We start from the raw sequence: 18,091 nt of genomic DNA, 5'->3' as shown, positions 1-18,091 counted from the left end.
CGCCGCGGGCCGGACGGCCGGCGCCCGCGTGGCCGCCGCACCCGGCGGCCTGCCACGGCAGACCGCCTCCATCCTCAGCCGTACGGGGGACCGTCATGCCCGCTCACCGCCCGGTCGTCGTCGCCGTGGACGGTCCCTCCGGCTCCGGCAAGTCGAGCGTCAGCCGGGCCGTCGCGGCCCGCCTCGGCGCCGAGTACCTCGACACCGGCGCGACCTTCCGCGCGGTGTGCTGGTGGTGCCTCGAGAACGACGTCGACCTCGAGGACCGCCCCGCCGTCGCCGAGGCCGCGCGGCAGCTCGACCTGGAGCTCGGCACCGACCCGACGGGCCCCACCGTCCGCGTGCAGGGGCGCCTCGTCGCCGAGGAGCTGCGCACGAGCCGCGTCTCGTCCGCCGTCAGCGCCGTCGCCACCAACCTCGACGTCCGCGCCGAGCTGCGCCGCCGCCAGCGCGAGGTCGTCGACGCCGCCCGCGGGGGCCGGGGCGTCGTCCTCGAGGGGCGGGACACGACGACGGTCGTCACGCCCGACGCCGACGTGCGCGTCCTCCTCGTCGCCGACGAGGACGCACGCCTGCGCCGTCGCGCCCGCGACGTCCACGGCACCGACGACGCCGCGGCGCGCGAGCGGACCCGCGACGAGGTGGTCCGCCGGGACCGCGACGACTCGACCGTGTCGGAGTTCTCCGTGGCCGCCGACGGCGTCGTCACCGTCGACTCCTCCGCGCTGACGCTGGAGGAGACGGTCGACGCCGTCCTCGCCCTCGTCCTGCGCGCCGTCCCGGAGGCGCTGCCGCCCGGCGCCGAGCCGCCGACGTCGGTCGCCGACCGGGCGGCGCAGGCGGTGGCTCCGTGAGCCGGCTGCGGGAGGCGCTGCCCGGCCCGCTGGCCCGCCGCCTCCCCGGGGCGGCGGCGCCGCAGAAGGCCGCGCCGTCGCGCGAGGTGCCCGGCACCTTCGGGCCCAAATGGGGCAAGCCCGTCGGCTGGGTCCTGTCCAAGGGGCTGTGGTCGGTGACGCGCCACGGCGCCGAGCACGTGCCCGCCGAGGGCCCCGTGCTGCTCGCGAGCAACCACCTCGGCTTCCTCGACGGGCCGCTCCTCATGGGGATGGCGCCGCGGGGCACCCACTTCCTCGTGAAGAAGGAGATGTTCCGGGGCTGGCTGGGCGCCGTCCTGCGCGGCTGCGGGCAGATCCCCGTGGACCGCACCGGCGACCGGGGCGCGCTCGTCACGGCCGTCCAGGTGCTGCGGCGCGGCGGGTCCGTCGGCGTCTTCCCCGAGGGCACGCGCGGCCGCGGCGACGTCGCGTCCCTCCAGTCCGGCGTCACCTGGCTCGCGCTGCAGACCGGTGCGCCGGTCGTGCCCGTCGCGCTGCTGGGGACCCGGCCGGCGGGGCGCTCGACGTCGTCCCTGCCGCGCTTCCGCCAGCACGTCCACGTCGTCCTCGGCGCGCCCGTGCACCTCACGGCGCCCGCGGGCGTCCCGCGCCGCACCGCCCTGGCGCAGGCCACCGAGGACCTGCGCGTGGCCATGACCGAGCACGTGCTCGCCGCCGTCGCCCTCACGGGCATGCCCCTGCCCGACGCGGGCCCCGGCTCCGCCGAGGAGGGCCGCGAGGTCGCCGCCGAGGCGGCCGAGCGCGCCGACGCCGAGCGCACCACCGACGACGGCGCCCCGGGCGCCGGGAGGTCCCACCCGTGAGCGAGCCCACCGCCCCCCGACCCGCCGACGACCCGACGGACGACGTCGCGGCCGCCGAGGAGGTCCGCGACCTCGAGCCGGCGCCCGCCCTCGGCGACGACGTGGACGACGTCGAGGAGGCGCCCGAGGACGACGACGACGTCCTCGACGACGACCTCGGCGGCCCGGACCGCGAGACGGCGCTGCGCGCCGGCCTCGAGGACTACGAGCTGTCGCCGGAGGACTACGCCCTCCTCGACGTCGACGAGACCGGTGCCCCGGTCGAGCCGGCGGAGGTGCTGCCCGTCGTCGCCGTCGTCGGGCGGCCCAACGTCGGCAAGTCGAGCCTCGTCAACCGCATCCTCGGCCGCCGCGAGGCGGTCGTCCAGGACGTGCCCGGCATCACGCGCGACCGCGTGGCCTACCCCGCCGACTGGGCCGGGCGCCGCTTCATGGTCGTCGACACCGGCGGCTGGGAGAAGGACGCCGCCGGCCTCGACGCCCGCGTGGCCGCGCAGGCCGAGGTGGCCGTCCAGCTCGCCGACGTCGTCGTCTTCGTCGTCGACGCGACGGTCGGCGCCACGGGCACCGACGAGGCGGTCGTCCGGCTCCTGCGGCGCTCCGGCAAGCCGGTCGTCCTGGCCGCCAACAAGGTCGACGACCAGCGCGGCGAGGCCGACGCGGCGATGCTCTGGTCGCTCGGCCTCGGGGAGCCCTACCCGGTCTCCTCGGTCCACGGCCGGGGCTCCGGCGACCTGCTCGACGCCGTCATGGCGGCCGTCCCGGAGAAGCTCCTCGGCGACGAGGAGCACGCCCCCGGCATGCGCCGCGTGGCGCTGCTGGGCCGCCCGAACGTCGGCAAGTCGAGCATGCTCAACAAGCTGACCGGCTCCGACCGCGTCGTCGTCGACGCGACGGCGGGGACGACGCGCGACCCCGTCGACGAGGTCGTCGAGCTCGGCGGGCGCGAGTGGCGCTTCGTCGACACCGCCGGCATCCGCCGCCGGGTGCACCAGACGTCCGGCGCCGACTTCTACGCCTCCCTGCGCACGCAGGCGGCGCTGGAGAAGGCCGAGGTCGCGGTGGTGCTCGTCGACGGCTCGGAGCCGCTCGCCGAGCAGGACGTCCGCGTCATCACCTCCGTCGTCGAGGCCGGCCGCGCGCTCGTCCTCGCGATCAACAAGTGGGACCTCCTCGACGAGGAGCGCCGCCACTACCTCGAGCGCGAGCTCGAGAAGGAGCTCGTCCAGGTGACGTGGGCGCCGCGCGTCAACGTCTCGGCGCTGACGGGCCGGCACCTCGAGCGACTCGTCCCCGCCCTCGACGTCGCCCTCGAGTCGTGGGACACCCGCGTGCCGACGGGGCGGCTCAACAGCTTCCTCGGCCAGGTCGTCGCCGAGCACCCGCACCCCGTCCGCGGCGGGAAGCAGCCGCGCATCCTCTTCGGCACCCAGCCGTCCACGCAGCCGCCGCGCTTCGTGCTCTTCGCGTCCGGGTTCCTCGAGGCGGGCTACCGCCGGTTCCTCGAGCGCCGGCTGCGTGAGGAGTTCGGCTTCACGGGCTCGCCCGTCGAGGTCAGCGTCCGCGTGCGCGAGCGCCGCAAGCGCTGACCGCCGAGGCGGGGGCGGGGCCCGCCCGCGCTGCGGTAGGGTTCCTCCCGCTGCGGTGATCGGTGCGCGGCCCCTGCCGGGGTCGTCGGGCCGAGGACGGCAGCAGCTCGGGATGTGGCGCAGCTTGGTAGCGCACTTGACTGGGGGTCAAGGGGTCGCAGGTTCAAATCCTGTCATCCCGACGCACGAGGCCTCGGTGGGGAGACCCACCGGGGCCTCTCGTCGTCTGCGGCCCCGTTCCGGCGTCGTCCCGGTCTCGTCCCCGTCTCGTCCCGGCCGTGTCCGGCCACCACCCCCTCGCGGGACCCGCCCGGCGCCCCGGGGCGCCCTCCGCCGTCGGCCCCGCCCCGTACGCTGCGGCGCGTGGGCCGGGTCCTCCCGTGCCCGACCGGACGTCGTCGTGGAGGAGGGCCCGCCGTGCCGCAACGGCCCGAGCGAGCGCCGGGGGCAGCCCGGCGCGAGGACACCCTCGTCGGCCGGCCGGTCGGCTCGACGGCGGACGAGATGGACACCGACGAGGTCCTCACCATCCCCAACGCCATCAGCGCCGCCCGGCTGCTGCTGGTCCCCGTCTTCGCCGTCCTCATCGTCACCGAGCGGGACCTGGCCGCCCTCGTCGTCCTCTTCGTCTCCGGCATCTCGGACTACGTCGACGGCTACCTCGCCCGCCGGTGGCACCAGACCTCCCGGCTCGGGCGCGTGCTCGACCCCGCGGCCGACCGGCTCTACATCGCCGTCACGCTCGTCGGGCTCGCGTGGCGCGACATCGTGCCGTGGTGGCTCGTGGTCCTCATCGCGCTGCGCGACGTCGTCCTGACCGCCACCGTGCCCGTGCTGCAGCGGCACGGCTACGGGACGCTCGAGGTCCACTACCTCGGCAAGGCCGCGACCTTCTGCCTGCTCTACGCCTTCCCGCTCATCCTCCTCGCGCAGGTGGGCGAGTCCGTCGGCGTCGTGGCCGAGCCGCTCGGCTGGGCCTTCGCGTGGTGGGGGACCGGCCTGTACTGGTGGGCCGGGCTGCTCTACGTGCACCAGGTCCGCCGCCTCGTGCAGGAGGACCGGGCCGCCGGCCGCGGGCGCGACGCGGCGACGGCGGCGAGCCCCCCGGGGACCGCGTGAGCACCCCCGCCCGGCCGCGGCCCGACGCCTCCATGACGCTCCTGCGCGAGGTCATGGAGCGGCCGCTCGACCCGGGCTACGCCGCCGCCGCCCGGGCCCGCGCGGACGGCACGGCACCCGGCCCGCGCCGCCGCCGGCTCGTCCTCACGCTGGCGCTGGCCGCCACCGCCGGGCTCGTGGCCACCGTCGGCGTCGTGGCGCTCCGGGCGCCCGCCGCCGCCGGCACGACGGGGGCGCTGCGCGCCGAGGTCGAGGACCGGCAGGCCCAGGTCGACGGGCTCGCCGCGTCCGTCGAGGAGAGCCGCGCCGCCGTGGCGGCGGCCGAGGAGGCGGCCCTGGGGCCGGGAGCCGCCGCCACGTCCGAGCGGACCGAGCGCCTCGGCGTCCTCACCGGCGACCTGCCCGTCACGGGACCCGGGCTGCGGGTCGTCGTCGCCGACGCGCCCTCCGCGGCCGCCGACGCCTCCGGCTCGCCCCGCACCGACGAGGCCGCCGACGCCGGCCGCGTGCGCGACCGCGACCTCCAGACCGTCGTCAACGGCCTCTGGGTGGCCGGGGCCGAGGCCGTCTCCGTGGGCGGGCAGCGGCTGACCGCCCGCACCGCCGTCCGCGGCGCCGGGGAGGCCGTGCTCGTCGGCTACCAGCCGCTCGCGCCGCCCTACACCGTCGAGGCCGTCGGGGACCCGGCGGACCTCGCCACCGGCTTCGCCCTCTCGGCCGGCGGCCGGTACGCCGCCGGCCTCGCCGACTACGGCATCCGCGTCACGACGACCGAGGAGGACGAGCTGCACCTGCCCGCCGCCGCCGGCCTGCGCCCCGAGCTCGCCCGGGTCCCCGACGACGCCGCGACGGACGCGCCGTGATCGCCGTCCTCGGCCTCGTGGCCGGCGTCGTCCTCGGCCTCGTCCTCCAGCCGACCGTGCCGCCGGCCGTCCAGCCGTACCTGCCGATCGCCGTCGTCGCCGCGCTCGACGCCGTCTTCGGCGGCCTGCGGGCGGTCCTCGACGGCGTCTTCGACGACCGCGTCTTCGTCGTCTCGTTCCTCTCGAACGTCGTGGTCGCCGCGCTCGTCGTCTACCTCGGCGACCAGCTCGGGGTCGGCGCGCAGCTGTCCACCGGCGTCGTCGTCGTCCTCGGCATCCGGATCTTCTCCAACGCCGCCGCCATCCGCCGGCACCTCTTCAAGGCCTGACCGTGGCCGACGAGACCTCGCCGCGCCCGCGGCACGCCCGTCCCGGGGAGCCCGACCGGCCGGCCGTCGAGCGCCCCGACGACGGGGCCGGCGAGCCCGGGACGTCGACGCCGCCGGGCGCACCGCGGCGGCACGACGGGACGTCGCCCTGGCGGCGGCTCGCGACGGCGCTCCTGCCGCGCGCCACGCGGGGGCAGGTGCTCGCGGGGCTGCTGTGCCTGGCGCTCGGCTTCGCCCTCGTCGTCCAGCTCCGCTCGACGCAGGAGTCCGGCCTCGGCCAGCTCCGCGAGGCCGACCTCGTCCGGGCGGTCGACGACCTGGGGGACCAGCGCCAGCGGCTGCAGTCCGAGCTGGCCGAGCTCGAGCAGTCCCGCCGGGCCCTGGAGTCCGAGGGCGCCAGCCGGGCGGAGGCCCTGGCCTCGGCCCGGGAGCGCGAGCGCTCGCTGGCGCTGCTCGCGGGCACCGAGCCGGCGGTCGGGCCCGGCGTCGAGCTGCGCGTCGACGAGGCGTCCGACGTCATGGCGCGCGACGTGCTGGGCGCCGTCCAGGAGCTGCGCGACGCCGGGGCCGAGGTCATCTCCGTCGGCGACGTCCGGGTCGTCGCGTCGTCCGCCTTCGTCGACGCCGACGGCACTGTCGAGGTCGACGGCACGGCGCTGGGGCCGTCCTTCTCGGTGCTGGCGATCGGGGACCCGAGCCGCCTCGAGGCGACGGCCGGCATCCCCGGCGGGGTGCTCGACCTGCTGGAGAACCGGGGCGCCGCGGTCACCGTGCGCGCCAGCCAGGAGGTCCGCGTCGACGCCCTGGCGGAGCTGCCCGAGGACGGCGTCGCCCGTCGCGACGACGCCCCGTCCGACGGCGGCTGACCGGCGGGTCGTCCCGCCGTCCCCGGCCCTCGTCCCCGTGCTGCCCGGGACGGTCGCCGGCTGGCATGATCTGCCCACCGCCGTGGCCGCCGGTCGCCGGCGGCCGCCCTCCCAGTCGCGCACCAGCGCGCCCGACCCCTGGAGCACCGTGGCCGAGCACGCCCTCCCCGCCGACCTGCGCTACACCGCCGAGCACGAGTGGGTCCGCCCGGCCGGCCCGGACGGCGCGGTGCGCGTCGGGATCACCGACTTCGCGCAGGACGCCCTCGGCGACGTCGTCTTCGTCCAGCTCCCCGACGCGGGGGCCGCGGTCACCTCGGGCGACAGCATCGGCGAGGTGGAGTCGACGAAGAGCGTCAGCGAGGTCTACGCCCCGCTCGGCGGCACGGTCAGCGCGGTGAACGAGGCCCTCGAGGCCTCGCCCGAGCTCGTCAACTCGGACCCGTACGGCGAGGGGTGGATGTTCGAGCTCGAGGGCGTGGACCCCGCCGCCGTCGAGGCGCTCCTCGACGCCGACGGCTACCGCGCGACGACGTCCTGACCGCGGCGGCCGGCAGCGGTCGCGCGTCCCGGACGCGACCGGTGCACCGGTCGCGGTCGACGGGGGAACGCTGCCCCGGTGCAGCACTAGGGTTGCCACGCTCCGCGGCGAGCGGTGGCTCGCAGTGGTCGGTAGGCGACGTCAGGAGGAGGAACCGATGAGCACGCAGGACCCGGGGGCGTCGGCCGGCGGCCCCGCCCCGGAGGGCACCGGTCGCGACCTGACCACCTCGAGCCACGCGCTGCCCGAGGTCGACCGCACCACCTCCCGGCCCGCCGTGGACGTGCCCGACGCCGCCGGTGCGGCGTCCCTGCTGAGCACCGAGGAGCAGGCGGCCGTCCGGGCGCTGCCGCCGGGGACGGCGCTGCTCGTCGTCCAGCGGGGCCCCAACCAGGGGGCTCGCTTCCTCCTCGACGCGGGCCGCACCACGGCCGGGCGCAACCCGGACAGCGACATCTTCCTCGACGACGTGACGGTCTCCCGCCGGCACGCGGAGTTCCTCCGCGAGGGCACCGGCCCGGCCACCGCCTTCAGCGTCCGCGACGCCGGCAGCCTCAACGGCACCTACGTCAACCGCGACCGGGTCGAGGAGGTCCGCCTCTCGGCCGGCGACGAGGTCCAGGTGGGCAAGTACCGGCTCGTCTTCTCGCCGTCGCCCGTCGACGCCGGGGACGGCGCGTGAGCGCCGTCGCGCGCCCGGGGGAGCGGCCCGGCGGCCAGCCCCCGGGGCGGCTGCTGAGCATCGGCGAGGTCCTCGGGGAGCTCGTCGGCGACTTCCCCGAGATCAGCCACTCCAAGATCCGCTTCCTCGAGGAGCGCGGGCTCGTGGAGCCCCAGCGCACCCCGGCGGGCTACCGGAAGTTCACCCCGGCGGACGTCGAGCGCCTGCGCACCGTCCTCCAGCTGCAGCGCGACCACTACATGCCGCTCAAGGCCATCGCCGAGCACCTCGACGCGATGGACCGCGGCCTCGAGGAGCGCCGCGCCCCCGGGCGGCCCGTCCTCGTGCCCCAGGCGGCGGCCGAGCCGGCGCCGGTCCGCCTCGCGGCCCCGGCGCGTCTGCGGCTGCGCCGCTCGGAGCTGCGCGAGGCCGCCGGCGTCGACGAGCAGCTGCTGTCCGACCTCGAGGGCTTCGGGCTCGTCGCGGCGCAGGACGGCCACTTCGGCGCGGAGGACCTCGAGGTCGCCCGCGCGGCGGGGGAGCTCGCGGCCTACGGCATCGGCGCCCGCCACCTGCGGGCCTTCCGGACCGCCGCCGAGCGCGAGGTCGGCCTCGTCGACCAGGTCGTCAGCCCGCTGCGGCACCACCCGTCGCCCGGGGCGCCGGCCCGCGCGGCCGACGCCGCGTCGGAGATCGCCGCGCTCTGCCTGCGCCTGCACACCTCCCTCGTGCGGGCGGGCCTCGACCGCCTCGGGTGAGCGACCCCTCCGGCCGCCCGCCCGCGGACGCGGGGGGCGTCGGGGGAGCCCCGTCCCGGCCGACGGGGCTACCGTGAGGACGTGCGTGAGCTCGAGGTCGTCGGAGTCCGGGTCGAGATGCCGTCCAACCAGCCGATCGTGCTGCTGCGCGAGACGGGCAGCGAGCGCTACCTGCCGATCTGGGTCGGCGCCCCGGAGGCCAGCGCCATCGCCTTCGCCCAGCAGGGCGTCGTGCCGCCCCGGCCCCTCACGCACGACCTCATGACCGACGTCATCGGTGCCCTGGGGCGGACGCTCGAGCAGGTGCGGATCGTCGCCGTGCGGGACGACGTCTTCTACGCCGAGCTGGTGCTCGACGGCGGCGTTGTCGTCAGCGCGCGGTCGTCCGACGCGATCGCCCTCGCCCTGCGCGTCGGCTGCAGCATCCTCGGCGCCGAGGAGGTGCTCGACGCGAGCGCGGTGGGCGTCCCCGAGGAGGAGGGCGAGGCCGAGGACGAGGTCGAGCGCTTCCGCGAGTTCCTCGACCAGGTCAGCGCCGAGGACTTCGAGCCCACGGGCGACGACGGGACCCCGCCCGGGGGGCCGGCCGAGCCGAGGCCGTGACCGACCCTCGACCCTCGACCTCAGGTCGAGACCGAGGGGCGGGGTGGCGATGACGCCGAGGTCCGCGACACGCCCGGAGCCGTCCGGGGCCGTGGTCGTTGACCCGGCTGGGAGCCGGCCGTACGTTCGCGCACGACCCCGGACGACGAGGTCAGCGGCGGGCACGGCTCCACCCCGACGCCCGGAGCACCGCCCCGCGACCCGCGGGGCCCGCGGACCCGATGGAGGTCTCCATGAGCAGCACGGGTGACACCGGCGGGGCCGCCCCGCGCCGTGCCCCGGCGCAGCCCGCCCAGGGCGTGCTGTTCACGGAGGACCTGCCCGTCCTCGACGAGGAGGTCGGCTACCGCGGCGTCACCGCGTGCCGCGCCGCCGGTATCACCTACCGCCAGCTCGACTACTGGGCCCGCACCGGGCTCGTCGAGCCGAGCGTGCGCCCGGCCACCGGCTCGGGCACCCAGCGCCTCTACGGCTTCCGAGACGTCCTCGTCCTCAAGGTCGTCAAGCGGTTGCTCGACACCGGCGTCTCGCTCCAGCAGATCCGGACCGCCGTCGCCGCCCTGCGCGAGCGGGGCGTCGAGGACCTGGCCCAGATCACCCTCATGAGCGACGGCGCCAGCGTCTACGAGTGCACGTCCGCCGACGAGGTCATCGACCTCGTGCAGGGCGGCCAGGGCGTCTTCGGCATCGCCGTCGGCCGCGTCTGGCGCGAGGTCGAGGGCACGCTCGCCGCCCTGCCGGGGGAGCGGGCCGACGAGGGCGAGAGCGCCGGACCGCCGGCGCCCGACGCCGCCGACGAGCTGTCCGCCCGGCGCGCCGCCCGCAAGACCGGCTGACCGCAGCCCGTCCCCCGCCAGACCTCAGACGGCTCGTTCCAGCACCACCTCGAGGCCGTCCACCTCGTCCCACTGCTCGCCCACGGCCACGAAGCCGCAGCTGTCGACGAGCGCCCGCGAGGCGACGTTGTCCGGCGAGACCGTGGCGCGGACCGTCCGGACGTCCGGCTCCTCCGCCGCGCGCCGCAGCAGCGCGCCCAGCGCCGCCCGCGCGTACCCCCGACGTCGGTGCTCGGGGGCGACGGCGTAACCCACCTCGACCGTGCCGTGCTCGTCCGGCGGTCCGTGGAAGCCGGCGTGGCCCACGACCAGGCCGAGGTCGCCGGCGCGCAGCACCCCCGTCACCCACGCCGCGGCGGCCGGGTCGGCCCGGACCTGCTCGCTGCGCAGGCGCCACAGCCACCGGAGGTCGGGCGCGCCGACGGCGGGGGGCAGCGGCACCGGGCTGACGGCCGAGGCCGCGGCGAGGTCGCCGGCCGCCAGCGCGTCGAGCGCGGCGGGGGGCAGGTGGACGACGGTGACGCGCGGGGCGGTGGCGGGGGGCACCCGCGGAGGGTGGACCACCGCCACGTCCCCCGGCCAGGGCTTTCCGCCGTCGCGCCCGGTGGGCCGTCAGCCGTCAGGCCGTCAGGCCGGACGCTCCGACGTCGACGACGCGACGACGTCGCCACGCACCGTCAGCCAGGCGACGACCCCACCGGCCGCGAGCAGGCCCGCGCAGACCCGCAGCGCGGAGGCGAAGCCGTCGGAGAGGGCGTCGGGGCGCGCGTAGTCGTCGCCGGAGAGGCCGACGGCGACGGGCAGGGCCGCGACGGCGAGCAGCTGCCCCGCCCGCGCGAGGGCGTTGTTGACGCCGCTCGCGACGCCGGCGAGGTGGTCGGGGGCGGCCGCCAGCACGGCGGCCGTCAGCGGCGCGACGGTGAGGGCCATGCCCAGCCCGAAGACGAGCGAGCCGGGGAGCACGGCGGTGACGAAGCGGTCGCCGGCGTCGGCGGCCGACAGGTGCAGCACCCCCGCCGCCGCGACGAGGGGGCCGACGGTCATCGGCACCCGAGGCCCGACCCGGGTGGCCAGCGCGCCGGCGCGCGCCGACAGCAGCGAGATGACGAGGACCGGCGGCACGCTCGCGGCGCCCGCCTGCAGCGCGCCGTACCCGAGGACCGTCTGCAGCTGCAGGACGAGGAAGAAGGAGAAGCCGCCCAGCGCGCCGTAGACGGCGAGGGTCGTGAGGTTGGCGCCGCTGAAGGTGCGGTCGGCGAAGACGGCGAGCGGCAGGAGGGGGTCGCGGGCCCGCCGCTCCCGCAGGACGAAGCCGACGCCGGCCGCGAGCCCCACGGCCGCGGCGGGCCAGGTGCCCGCCCCGCCCGCGTCGACGAGGGCGTACGTCGTCGCGCCGAGCGCCACGGCCGCGAGAACGGCCCCGGCGACGTCGAAGCGGCCGTGCGCGGCGGGGTCGCGGCTCTCGGGGACGTGCCGGAGCGTGACGGCGACGACCGCCGCCGCGACCGGGACGTTGACGAGGAAGACCCAGCGCCAGCTCGCGGCGTCGACGAGGAACCCGCCGAGGAAGGGCCCGCCGAGCCCGGCGACGCCGCCGAGCCCCGACCAGAGCCCGATGGCGCGGGCGCGGTCGCCGGGGCGGAAGGAGGACTGGAGGATCGCCAGGGAGCCGGGGGTGAGGAGCGCGCCCCCCACGCCCTGGAGGACCCGGGCGGCGACGAGCAGCCCCGTCGACGGCGCCAGCCCGCACAGCAGCGACGCCGCGGCGAACCAGACGACGCCGACGAGGAACACGCGTCGGCGCCCGTACCGGTCGCCCAGCGACCCGCCGAGGAGCACGAGCGCGGCCAGCGCGAGCGTGTAGCCGGTGACCACCCACTGCAGCCCCTGCAGGGAGGCACCGAGGTCCGTCCCGAGCGTCGGGAGGGCCACGTTGACGGCGGACGCGTCGAGGAAGGCCATGGCGGAGGCGAGGACCGTGGCCAGGAGGACCCACCGGGCCCGCGGCGTGCCGAGGGCCAGCGGGGCGACCACCGGCGCCGCGGGCGGGTCGCCGACCGGTCCGGCGGGTGGTCCGTGCTGGGCCACGGGGCCCTCCTCGCGTCGCGCGTGCCGGCCCGCCGTCCGGGCGGACGGGACGGGCGCGGTCACAACGCCGTGGCGGCGCCGACCATGCCGGTGCCCGCCGGGCTGCCCCGAGAGCCCGGGGAGGTCAGGTGGGCGGCTCGGCGGGCCCGTCCCCGAGGAAGGTGCGGTAGGCGTCGTTGATGCCGCCGAGGTACCGGGCGACGGCCCGGCGGTCGCGCTCGTCGAGGCCGTCGGCCGCGGCGGCCGTGAGGCGCAGGAGCGGGCGGAGCTCGGCGACCACGTGGTCCGCGCCGCTGCTCGTGACCCGCAGCACCTTGCGGCGCCCGTCCACGGGGTGGGGCTCGCGCTCCATGTGGCCGGCGGCCTGCAGGCGGTGCACGGACTGCGTCGCCGCCGCCGTGCTGACCCCCAGCAGGCGGGACAGGTCGGCGGGCCCCACCGGCTCCGGCGAGAGCATCACGTGCTCCACCGCCTCGAGGTCGTGGACGGACATCCCGAGCCGCCGGGCCATCACCGTCCGGGCGAGGGCGGTGAGGGTGAGGAGCTCGCGCATCGCCACCGCGAGCGGGTCCGGCGTCCCGCCCGCACCGGTGGCCGGAGGCTCCGGGGGCGGCTCGCTCATGGCGGGAGCATCCCACCGACCCCGCCGGCACCGCCCTCGCGGCCCGGTGGCGCCGCGCCGCCCGTCGCCCTAGTCTCCTCACCTGCTTAGCGATCTGAGGAGACCTCGTGCGCGTCGTCGCCGCCCTGCCCGCCCGCGCGTGGACCGCCGCGCTCGTCCTCGTCCTCGCCGCGCTCGGCGTCGCCGCGGCCGCCCTCGCGCCCGCGCCCGCCCCCCTCGAGGCGCGCTCGTCGACGGGCCTCGGGGCCGCCTACGGCTCGGTCGCCGCCGAGCGGGCGGCGGCCGCGCTGGACGCGGAGCTGGGGACGGAGGACGCGCCGGTGGCCCTCGTCGTCGTCAGCCGCGCCGACGGCGGGGCGCTCGGCGCGGAGGAGCTCGCCGCCGTGGGGGAGCGGGTCGCCGCGGCCGGCGTCGCCGCCGGGCCGACGCCGCCCGCCCAGCCGTCCGAGGACGGCACCGTCGCGCTCCTGCCGGTCCCCCTGCCGACCGGGCCGGACGCCGCCGACGAGGGCGACCTCGTGCAGCAGCTGCGCGACGCGCTGGCGGGCACCGCGGACGGGCTCGTCGTCGAGGTGACCGGCGGGCTGGCCTTCACCGCCGACCTCGCCGCGGTCTTCGCCGGCCTCGACGTGACGATCCTGGCCTTCACGGCGTCGGTCGTCGCGGTGCTCCTGCTGGTCACCTACCGCAGCCCGCTCCTCGTCGTCGTGCCGCTCCTCGTCGTCGGGGCCGCCGAGCAGACGGTGCTCGCGCTCGTCGAGCAGGTCGTCCCCCGCGTCGGGCTCGCGCTCGACCCGAGCGGCGCCGGCATCACGAGCGTCCTCGTCTTCGGCGCGGCCACGAACTACGCGCTGCTGCTCGTCGCGCGCTACCGCGAGCAGCTCCGCGTCGAGGCCCGGCCGGCGGACGCCATGCGCACGGCGGTGCGCCGGGCCGGCTCCGCCGTGCTCGCGAGCGGGAGCACCGTCGTCCTCGCCGTGCTGGCGCTCACGCTCTCGGACGTCGAGGGCACGCAGTCCCTCGGCGTCTCCGCGGCCGTCGGCGTCGTCGTCGCGATGCTCGCGGGCCTCGTCGTCCTGCCGTGCGCCCTCGTCCTCCTCGGACGGGCCGCCTTCTGGCCGTTCGTGCCGCGCCTCGGCAGCGTGGGGCGCGAGGGCCGGGTGTGGCACCGCCTCGGGTCCGGGGCCGCCCGACGGCCGTGGCTCGTCGCCGGTGCCGGCGTCGCCGTCCTCGCGCTGCTGGCGGCGCCGGCGCTCGGCCTGCGCACCGGCCTGTCGCAGCCCGAGCAGTTCCGGGAGACGCCCGAGGCGGTCCTCGGCGCCGAGACGCTGGCGCGGGGCTTCCCCGCCGGCGCCCGCGAGCCGGTCGAGGTCCTCGCCCCCGCGGCGGCGGCCGACGACGTCGCGGCCGCGGCGCGGGCGGTCGACGGCGTGCTGGGCGCCGACGTCGTCCGCACCGGTGCCACCACCGCGGAGGTGGACGTCGTCCTCGACGCCGTGCCGACCTCGCAGCGCTCCCTCGACCTGCTCGAGGACGTCCGCGCGGCGGTGCGGGCGCCGGACGCCGGCGGCCCGACGACGGTGCTCGGCGGCACCGTCGCGAGCGCGGCGGACGTGGCGGACGCGCAGGCGCACGACCGTGCCGTCGTCGTCCCCGTCATCCTCGGCGCGGTGCTGCTCGTCCTCGTGCTGCTCCTGCGCGCGCTCGTGGCGCCCCTGCTGCTGCTGCTCGCCGTCGTGGCCACCTACGGCGCGGCCGTCGGCGCCGGCTGGCTCGTCCTCACCGGGCCGCTGGGCCAGCCCGCCCTCGACGGCACGGTGCTGCTGCTCGGCTTCGTCTTCCTCGTCGCGCTGGGCGTCGACTACAGCATCTTCCTCACGACCCGGGCGCGGGAGGAGGCCGTGGTCCGGGGCACCGGCCCCGGCATGCTCGCCGCGCTGCGGGCGACGGGCGGGGTCATCACGAGCGCGGGCGTGCTCCTCGCGGCCGTCTTCGCCGTCCTCGGCGTGCTGCCCGTCGTCACGCTGACGCAGATCGGCGTCCTCGTCGGGATCGGCGTGCTCCTCGACACCCTCGTCGTGCGCACGCTGCTCGTGCCCGCGGCGGCCTTCCTCCTCGGGCGCCGCTTCTGGTGGCCGGCCCGGGTCGACCCCGGCCCGGACCGGGGGGACGCGGGCGGGGAGAGGGCCGACGGGGCGGCGGGGGAGCGGCGCGCCGTGGCCGCGCCCTGAGACGGCGCCACGGACGGCGCCCCCGCCGGGGTTACCCTGGGGCCGCTGATCGACCCCGCGCGGGAGAGCCCCCGCACCGCCGGCCCGCCGGCGGAGGTGGGGCGCCGAAGGGGCAACCTCCCCGGAACCTCTCAGGCGCCAGGACCGCGCGGGTGAGGCATCTCTGGAGCCGAGGGCGACAGAGGGGGAGCCCCGCGGCCGCGGGGTCACGCCGTCGTGGCGCCCACCGGGCGCCGCCCGCCACCCCGGAGCCGTCGTTGAGCCGTCCTCCCGCCGCGCCGCAGCACCCGGTCGCCACGCCCGCCGAGGGCCTCGTGCCCGCCGGCACCACGGGCGCCGTCGCCTTCGCCGACCGCCACGTGGGCCCGTCCGCCGACGACGTCGCGCGGATGCTGGCCGTCGTCGGGCAGCCCTCGCTCGAGGCGCTCGTCGACGCCGCCGTCCCCGCCGCCATCCGCACGGACGGCCCGCTGGACCTCCCCGCCGCGGGCAGCGAGACCGGGGTGACCGCCCGGCTCCGCGCGCTCGCGGACCGCAACACGGTCCGCCGGTCGATGATCGGCCTCGGCTACTCCGGCACCGTGACCCCGCCGGTGATCCGCCGCAACGTCCTCGAGGACCCCTCCTGGTACACGGCGTACACGCCCTACCAGCCGGAGATCAGCCAGGGCCGGCTCGAGGCGCTCCTCAACTTCCAGACGGTCGTCGCCGAGCTGACGGGCCTGGCGCTCGCCAACGCCTCGATGCTCGACGAGGCCACCGCCGCCGCCGAGGCGATGACGCTCCTGCGGCGCAGCAGCAAGGCGCCGGCCGACGCCGCCTTCGTCGTCGACGCCGACGTCCTTCCGCAGACCCTCGCGGTCGTCCGGACCCGGGCCGAGGCCATCGGCCTGCCCGTCGTCGTCCACGACACCCGGCAGGGGCTGCCCGAGGGAGACCTCTTCGGCCTCCTCCTGCAGTACCCCGGCGCCTCGGGCCTCGTGCGCGACGACGCCGCGCTCGTCCGGGCGGCCCACGACCGCGGCGCCCTCGTCGCGGTGGCCGCCGACCTCCTGGCGCTGACGCTGCTGCGCCCGCCGGGCGAGATCGGCGTCGACGTGGCGCTCGGCACGAGCCAGCGCTTCGGCGTCCCGCTCGGCGGCGGCGGCCCGCACGCCGGCTACCTCGCCGTCCGGGACGGCCTGCAGCGCACCCTGCCGGGGCGGCTCGTGGGCGTCAGCAAGGACGCCGACGGCAACCCCGCCTACCGCCTCGCGCTGCAGACGCGCGAGCAGCACATCCGCCGCGAGAAGGCCACGAGCAACATCTGCACCGCCCAGGTGCTGCTCGCCGTCATCGCCAGCATGTACGCCGTCCACCACGGCCCGGACGGGCTGCGCCGCATCGCCTCCGCCGTCGCCGACCGGGCGTCGTCGCTCGCGGGCGCGGTCCGCGACCGGGGGCTGGAGGTCGTCCACGAGGACGTCTTCGACACCGTCCTCGTGCGGGTGCCCGGCCGGGCGGACGAGGTCGTCGCCGCGGCGCGCGAGGCGGGGTACTGGCTGCGCCGGGTGGACGGCGACGTCGTCGGTGTCGCGTGCGACGAGACGACGACGCCCGCCGACGTGGACCGGGTGGCCGGGTGCTTCCCGGAGGCCGGGGCCGCGGTGGACGGCGCCCCCGTCGGCCTGCCCGCGGCGCTCGCGCGCACGAGCGCGTTCCTCACCCACCCCGTCTTCGCGCTGCACCGCAGCGAGACGTCGATGCTGCGCTACCTCAAGCGGCTGTCCGACGCCGACTACGCGCTCGACCGCGGCATGATCCCGCTCGGCTCCTGCACGATGAAGCTCAACGCGACCGCGGAGATGGAGCCCATCAGCTGGCCCGCCTTCGCCGACGTGCACCCCTTCGCGCCGGCCGAGGACCAGGCGGGCACGCGCGCCCTCGTCGCGGAGCTGGAGGCCCAGCTGGCCGAGGTCACCGGCTACGACGCCGTCAGCCTGCAGCCCAACGCCGGCAGCCAGGGCGAGCTCGCGGGGCTGCTCGCGATCCGCGCCTACCACCGCAGCCGCGGCGACGAGGCGCGCGACATCTGCCTCATCCCCACGTCCGCGCACGGCACGAACGCCGCCAGCGCCGTCATGGCCGGCCTGCGCGTCGTCACCGTCGCGACGACGGCCACGGGCGACGTCGACCTCGACGACCTCGACGCGAAGGTGGCGCAGCACGGCGAGCGCCTGGCGGCCGTCATGGTCACCTACCCCTCGACGCACGGCGTCTTCGAGGCCGGCATCACGCGGCTGTGCGAGACCGTCCACGCGGCGGGCGGCCAGGTCTACGTCGACGGCGCGAACCTCAACGCGCTCGTGGGCATCGCCAAGCCCGGCGAGTTCGGCGCCGACGTCTCGCACCTCAACCTGCACAAGACCTTCTGCATCCCGCACGGCGGCGGCGGCCCCGGCGTCGGGCCCGTCGCGGCGCGGGCGCACCTCGCGCCGTTCCTGCCGTCGGCCGAGGTCGCCGGCGGTCCCGACGCCGGGCGCACCACCGCGGGGGGCACCGGGCCCGACGGGGTCGGCCCCGTGTCGGGGGCGCCCTTCGGCTCCGCCGGCATCCTCCCGATCTCGTGGACCTACCTGGCCCTCATGGGCCCGGACGGGCTGCTCCGCGCGACCCAGGCGGCGCTGCTCACCGCCAACTACGTCGCGGCGCGGCTGCGCGACCACTTCCCCGTCCTCTACACGGGCGAGGGCGGCCTCGTCGCCCACGAGTGCGTGCTCGACCTCCGGCCGCTCACCGCGTCCACCGGCGTCACCGTCGAGGACGTCGCGAAGCGGCTCGTGGACTTCGGGTTCCACGCGCCGACGATGTCGTTCCCCGTCGCGGGGACGCTCATGGTCGAGCCGACGGAGAGCGAGGACCTCGCCGAGCTCGACCGCTTCTGCGACGCGATGGTCGCCATCCGGGCCGAGGTCGCCGAGGTCGAGGACGGCCGCTGGTCGGTCGAGGACTCGCCGCTGCGCGGCGCGCCCCACACCGCGGCGATGCTCGTGGGGGAGTGGGACCGCGCCTACGACCGCGCGCGGGCCGTCTACCCCGCGGGCGTGACGCCGCAGCGCAAGTACTGGCCGCCGGTGCGCCGGATCGACGGCGCCTACGGCGACCGCAACCTCGTGTGCTCGTGCCCGCCGGTGGAGGAGCTCGCCGGGCTCTGAGCCCGGCCGGGCCCCTCGGGCCTCCGGCCTCCGCACGACGCGGCCCCCGTCCCTCCCGGGACGGGGGCCGCGTCGCGCCCGTGGCGTCAGCG

Annotated in this window: 17 protein-coding genes, 1 tRNA gene and 1 riboswitch; of the genes, 15 read left to right on the top strand and 3 right to left on the bottom strand. The window is 77.7% G+C overall.

The genetic code is table 11. The annotated features are described in order from the left end of the window. Nucleotides 1–95 precede the first annotated feature (95 nt). The 13 genes from cmk (at nt 96) to EDC03_RS01040 (ending at nt 9,864) form a co-directional block, all read left to right on the top strand. A complete protein-coding gene (gene cmk / locus EDC03_RS01100; protein ID WP_123378359.1) occupies nt 96–854 on the top strand; it encodes a (d)CMP kinase in 759 nt (252 codons plus the stop codon). Next, the gene (locus EDC03_RS01095) at nt 851–1,699 is read left to right on the top strand and encodes a lysophospholipid acyltransferase family protein (protein ID WP_123378358.1); all 849 of its coding nucleotides are present in this window, start codon (nt 851–853) and stop codon (nt 1,697–1,699) included. Before cmk ends, EDC03_RS01095 begins: the two co-directional genes overlap by 4 nt. After that, nucleotides 1,696–3,288, top strand: a complete 1,593-nt coding sequence (gene der / locus EDC03_RS01090) for a ribosome biogenesis GTPase Der (RefSeq protein WP_123378357.1) — start codon at nt 1,696–1,698, stop codon at nt 3,286–3,288. Before EDC03_RS01095 ends, der begins: the two co-directional genes overlap by 4 nt. A gap of 108 nt (nt 3,289–3,396) precedes the next feature. Next, nucleotides 3,397–3,470: transfer RNA gene (locus EDC03_RS01085), tRNA-Pro, on the top strand. 235 nt (nt 3,471–3,705) lie between these two features. After that, entirely contained in the window at nt 3,706–4,407 is a 702-nt protein-coding gene (gene clsA, locus EDC03_RS01080; RefSeq protein ID WP_123378356.1) for a cardiolipin synthase ClsA, read from the top strand. Continuing rightward, entirely contained in the window at nt 4,404–5,270 is an 867-nt protein-coding gene (locus EDC03_RS01075; protein ID WP_199719834.1) for a DUF881 domain-containing protein, read from the top strand. The genes clsA and EDC03_RS01075 overlap by 4 nt, the downstream gene beginning before the upstream one ends. Further along, complete coding sequence (locus EDC03_RS01070; protein ID WP_123378355.1) at nt 5,267–5,599, top strand: small basic family protein; 333 nt, start codon at nt 5,267–5,269, stop codon at nt 5,597–5,599. Before EDC03_RS01075 ends, EDC03_RS01070 begins: the two co-directional genes overlap by 4 nt. Nucleotides 5,600–5,601: 2 nt before the next feature. After that, nucleotides 5,602–6,465: a DUF881 domain-containing protein gene (locus tag EDC03_RS01065; protein ID WP_158674158.1), complete on the top strand. Its 864-nt coding sequence runs from the start codon at nt 5,602–5,604 to the stop codon at nt 6,463–6,465. A 148-nt stretch (nt 6,466–6,613) separates the two neighbouring features. Then, entirely contained in the window at nt 6,614–7,006 is a 393-nt protein-coding gene (gcvH, locus tag EDC03_RS01060; protein ID WP_123378734.1) for a glycine cleavage system protein GcvH, read from the top strand. Nucleotides 7,007–7,163: 157 nt separating this feature from the next. Then, entirely contained in the window at nt 7,164–7,688 is a 525-nt protein-coding gene (locus EDC03_RS18325; RefSeq protein WP_123378353.1) for an FHA domain-containing protein, read from the top strand. Further along, nucleotides 7,685–8,425, top strand: a complete 741-nt coding sequence (gene ftsR / locus EDC03_RS01050) for a transcriptional regulator FtsR (protein ID WP_241966952.1) — start codon at nt 7,685–7,687, stop codon at nt 8,423–8,425. Before EDC03_RS18325 ends, ftsR begins: the two co-directional genes overlap by 4 nt. 81 nt (nt 8,426–8,506) lie before the next feature. After that, on the top strand, nt 8,507–9,028 hold the full coding sequence (locus tag EDC03_RS01045; RefSeq protein WP_123378352.1) for a bifunctional nuclease family protein: 522 nt from the start codon (nt 8,507–8,509) through the stop codon (nt 9,026–9,028). Between the two features lie 233 nt (nt 9,029–9,261). Next, the gene (locus EDC03_RS01040) at nt 9,262–9,864 is read left to right on the top strand and encodes a MerR family transcriptional regulator (RefSeq protein ID WP_199719833.1); all 603 of its coding nucleotides are present in this window, start codon (nt 9,262–9,264) and stop codon (nt 9,862–9,864) included. A gap of 24 nt (nt 9,865–9,888) precedes the next feature. On the opposite strand, the gene EDC03_RS01035 is transcribed toward EDC03_RS01040, so the two are convergent. The 3 genes from EDC03_RS01035 to EDC03_RS01025 all read right to left on the bottom strand — a co-directional run bounded on the left by EDC03_RS01035 (nt 9,889) and on the right by EDC03_RS01025 (nt 12,574). After that, nucleotides 9,889–10,410 (bottom strand): GNAT family N-acetyltransferase, encoded by a 522-nt coding sequence (locus EDC03_RS01035; RefSeq protein WP_199719832.1) that lies wholly within the window; start codon nt 10,408–10,410, stop codon nt 9,889–9,891. A gap of 81 nt (nt 10,411–10,491) precedes the next feature. Beyond that, entirely contained in the window at nt 10,492–11,952 is a 1,461-nt protein-coding gene (locus tag EDC03_RS01030; RefSeq protein WP_199719831.1) for an MFS transporter, read from the bottom strand. 124 nt (nt 11,953–12,076) lie between these two features. Then, nucleotides 12,077–12,574, bottom strand: a complete 498-nt coding sequence (locus tag EDC03_RS01025) for a MarR family winged helix-turn-helix transcriptional regulator (protein WP_123378349.1) — start codon at nt 12,572–12,574, stop codon at nt 12,077–12,079. Nucleotides 12,575–12,681: 107 nt separating this feature from the next. On the opposite strand from EDC03_RS01025, the gene EDC03_RS01020 reads away from it, so the two are divergent. Further along, nucleotides 12,682–14,805 carry an MMPL family transporter gene (locus tag EDC03_RS01020; RefSeq protein ID WP_199719830.1) on the top strand — a complete coding sequence of 708 codons (2,124 nt, stop codon included), beginning with the start codon at nt 12,682–12,684 and terminating at the stop codon, nt 14,803–14,805. A 50-nt stretch (nt 14,806–14,855) separates the two neighbouring features. Further along, nucleotides 14,856–14,962: riboswitch (glycine riboswitch) on the top strand. A gap of 232 nt (nt 14,963–15,194) precedes the next feature. Beyond that, the gene (gcvP, locus tag EDC03_RS01015) at nt 15,195–17,999 is read left to right on the top strand and encodes an aminomethyl-transferring glycine dehydrogenase (protein ID WP_422393780.1); all 2,805 of its coding nucleotides are present in this window, start codon (nt 15,195–15,197) and stop codon (nt 17,997–17,999) included. Nucleotides 18,000–18,091 lie beyond the last annotated feature (92 nt).

Source organism: Pseudokineococcus lusitanus (assembly GCF_003751265.1).
GTDB lineage: Bacteria > Actinomycetota > Actinomycetes > Actinomycetales > Quadrisphaeraceae > Pseudokineococcus > Pseudokineococcus lusitanus.
Note: the sequence above shows the minus strand (reverse complement) of the source record. Positions and strands in the feature narration are given on the sequence as shown.

Coding starts and splice junctions, on each gene's coding strand:
- cmk (WP_123378359.1), top strand. CDS start 96: ATGCCCGCTCACCGCCCGGTCGTCGTCGCCGTGGACGGTCCCTCCGGC.
- EDC03_RS18325 (WP_123378353.1), top strand. CDS start 7,164: ATGAGCACGCAGGACCCGGGGGCGTCGGCCGGCGGCCCCGCCCCGGAG.
- EDC03_RS01040 (WP_199719833.1), top strand. CDS start 9,262: ATGAGCAGCACGGGTGACACCGGCGGGGCCGCCCCGCGCCGTGCCCCG.
- EDC03_RS01025 (WP_123378349.1), bottom strand. CDS start 12,574: ATGAGCGAGCCGCCCCCGGAGCCTCCGGCCACCGGTGCGGGCGGGACG.
- gcvP (WP_422393780.1), top strand. CDS start 15,195: ATGCTGGCCGTCGTCGGGCAGCCCTCGCTCGAGGCGCTCGTCGACGCC.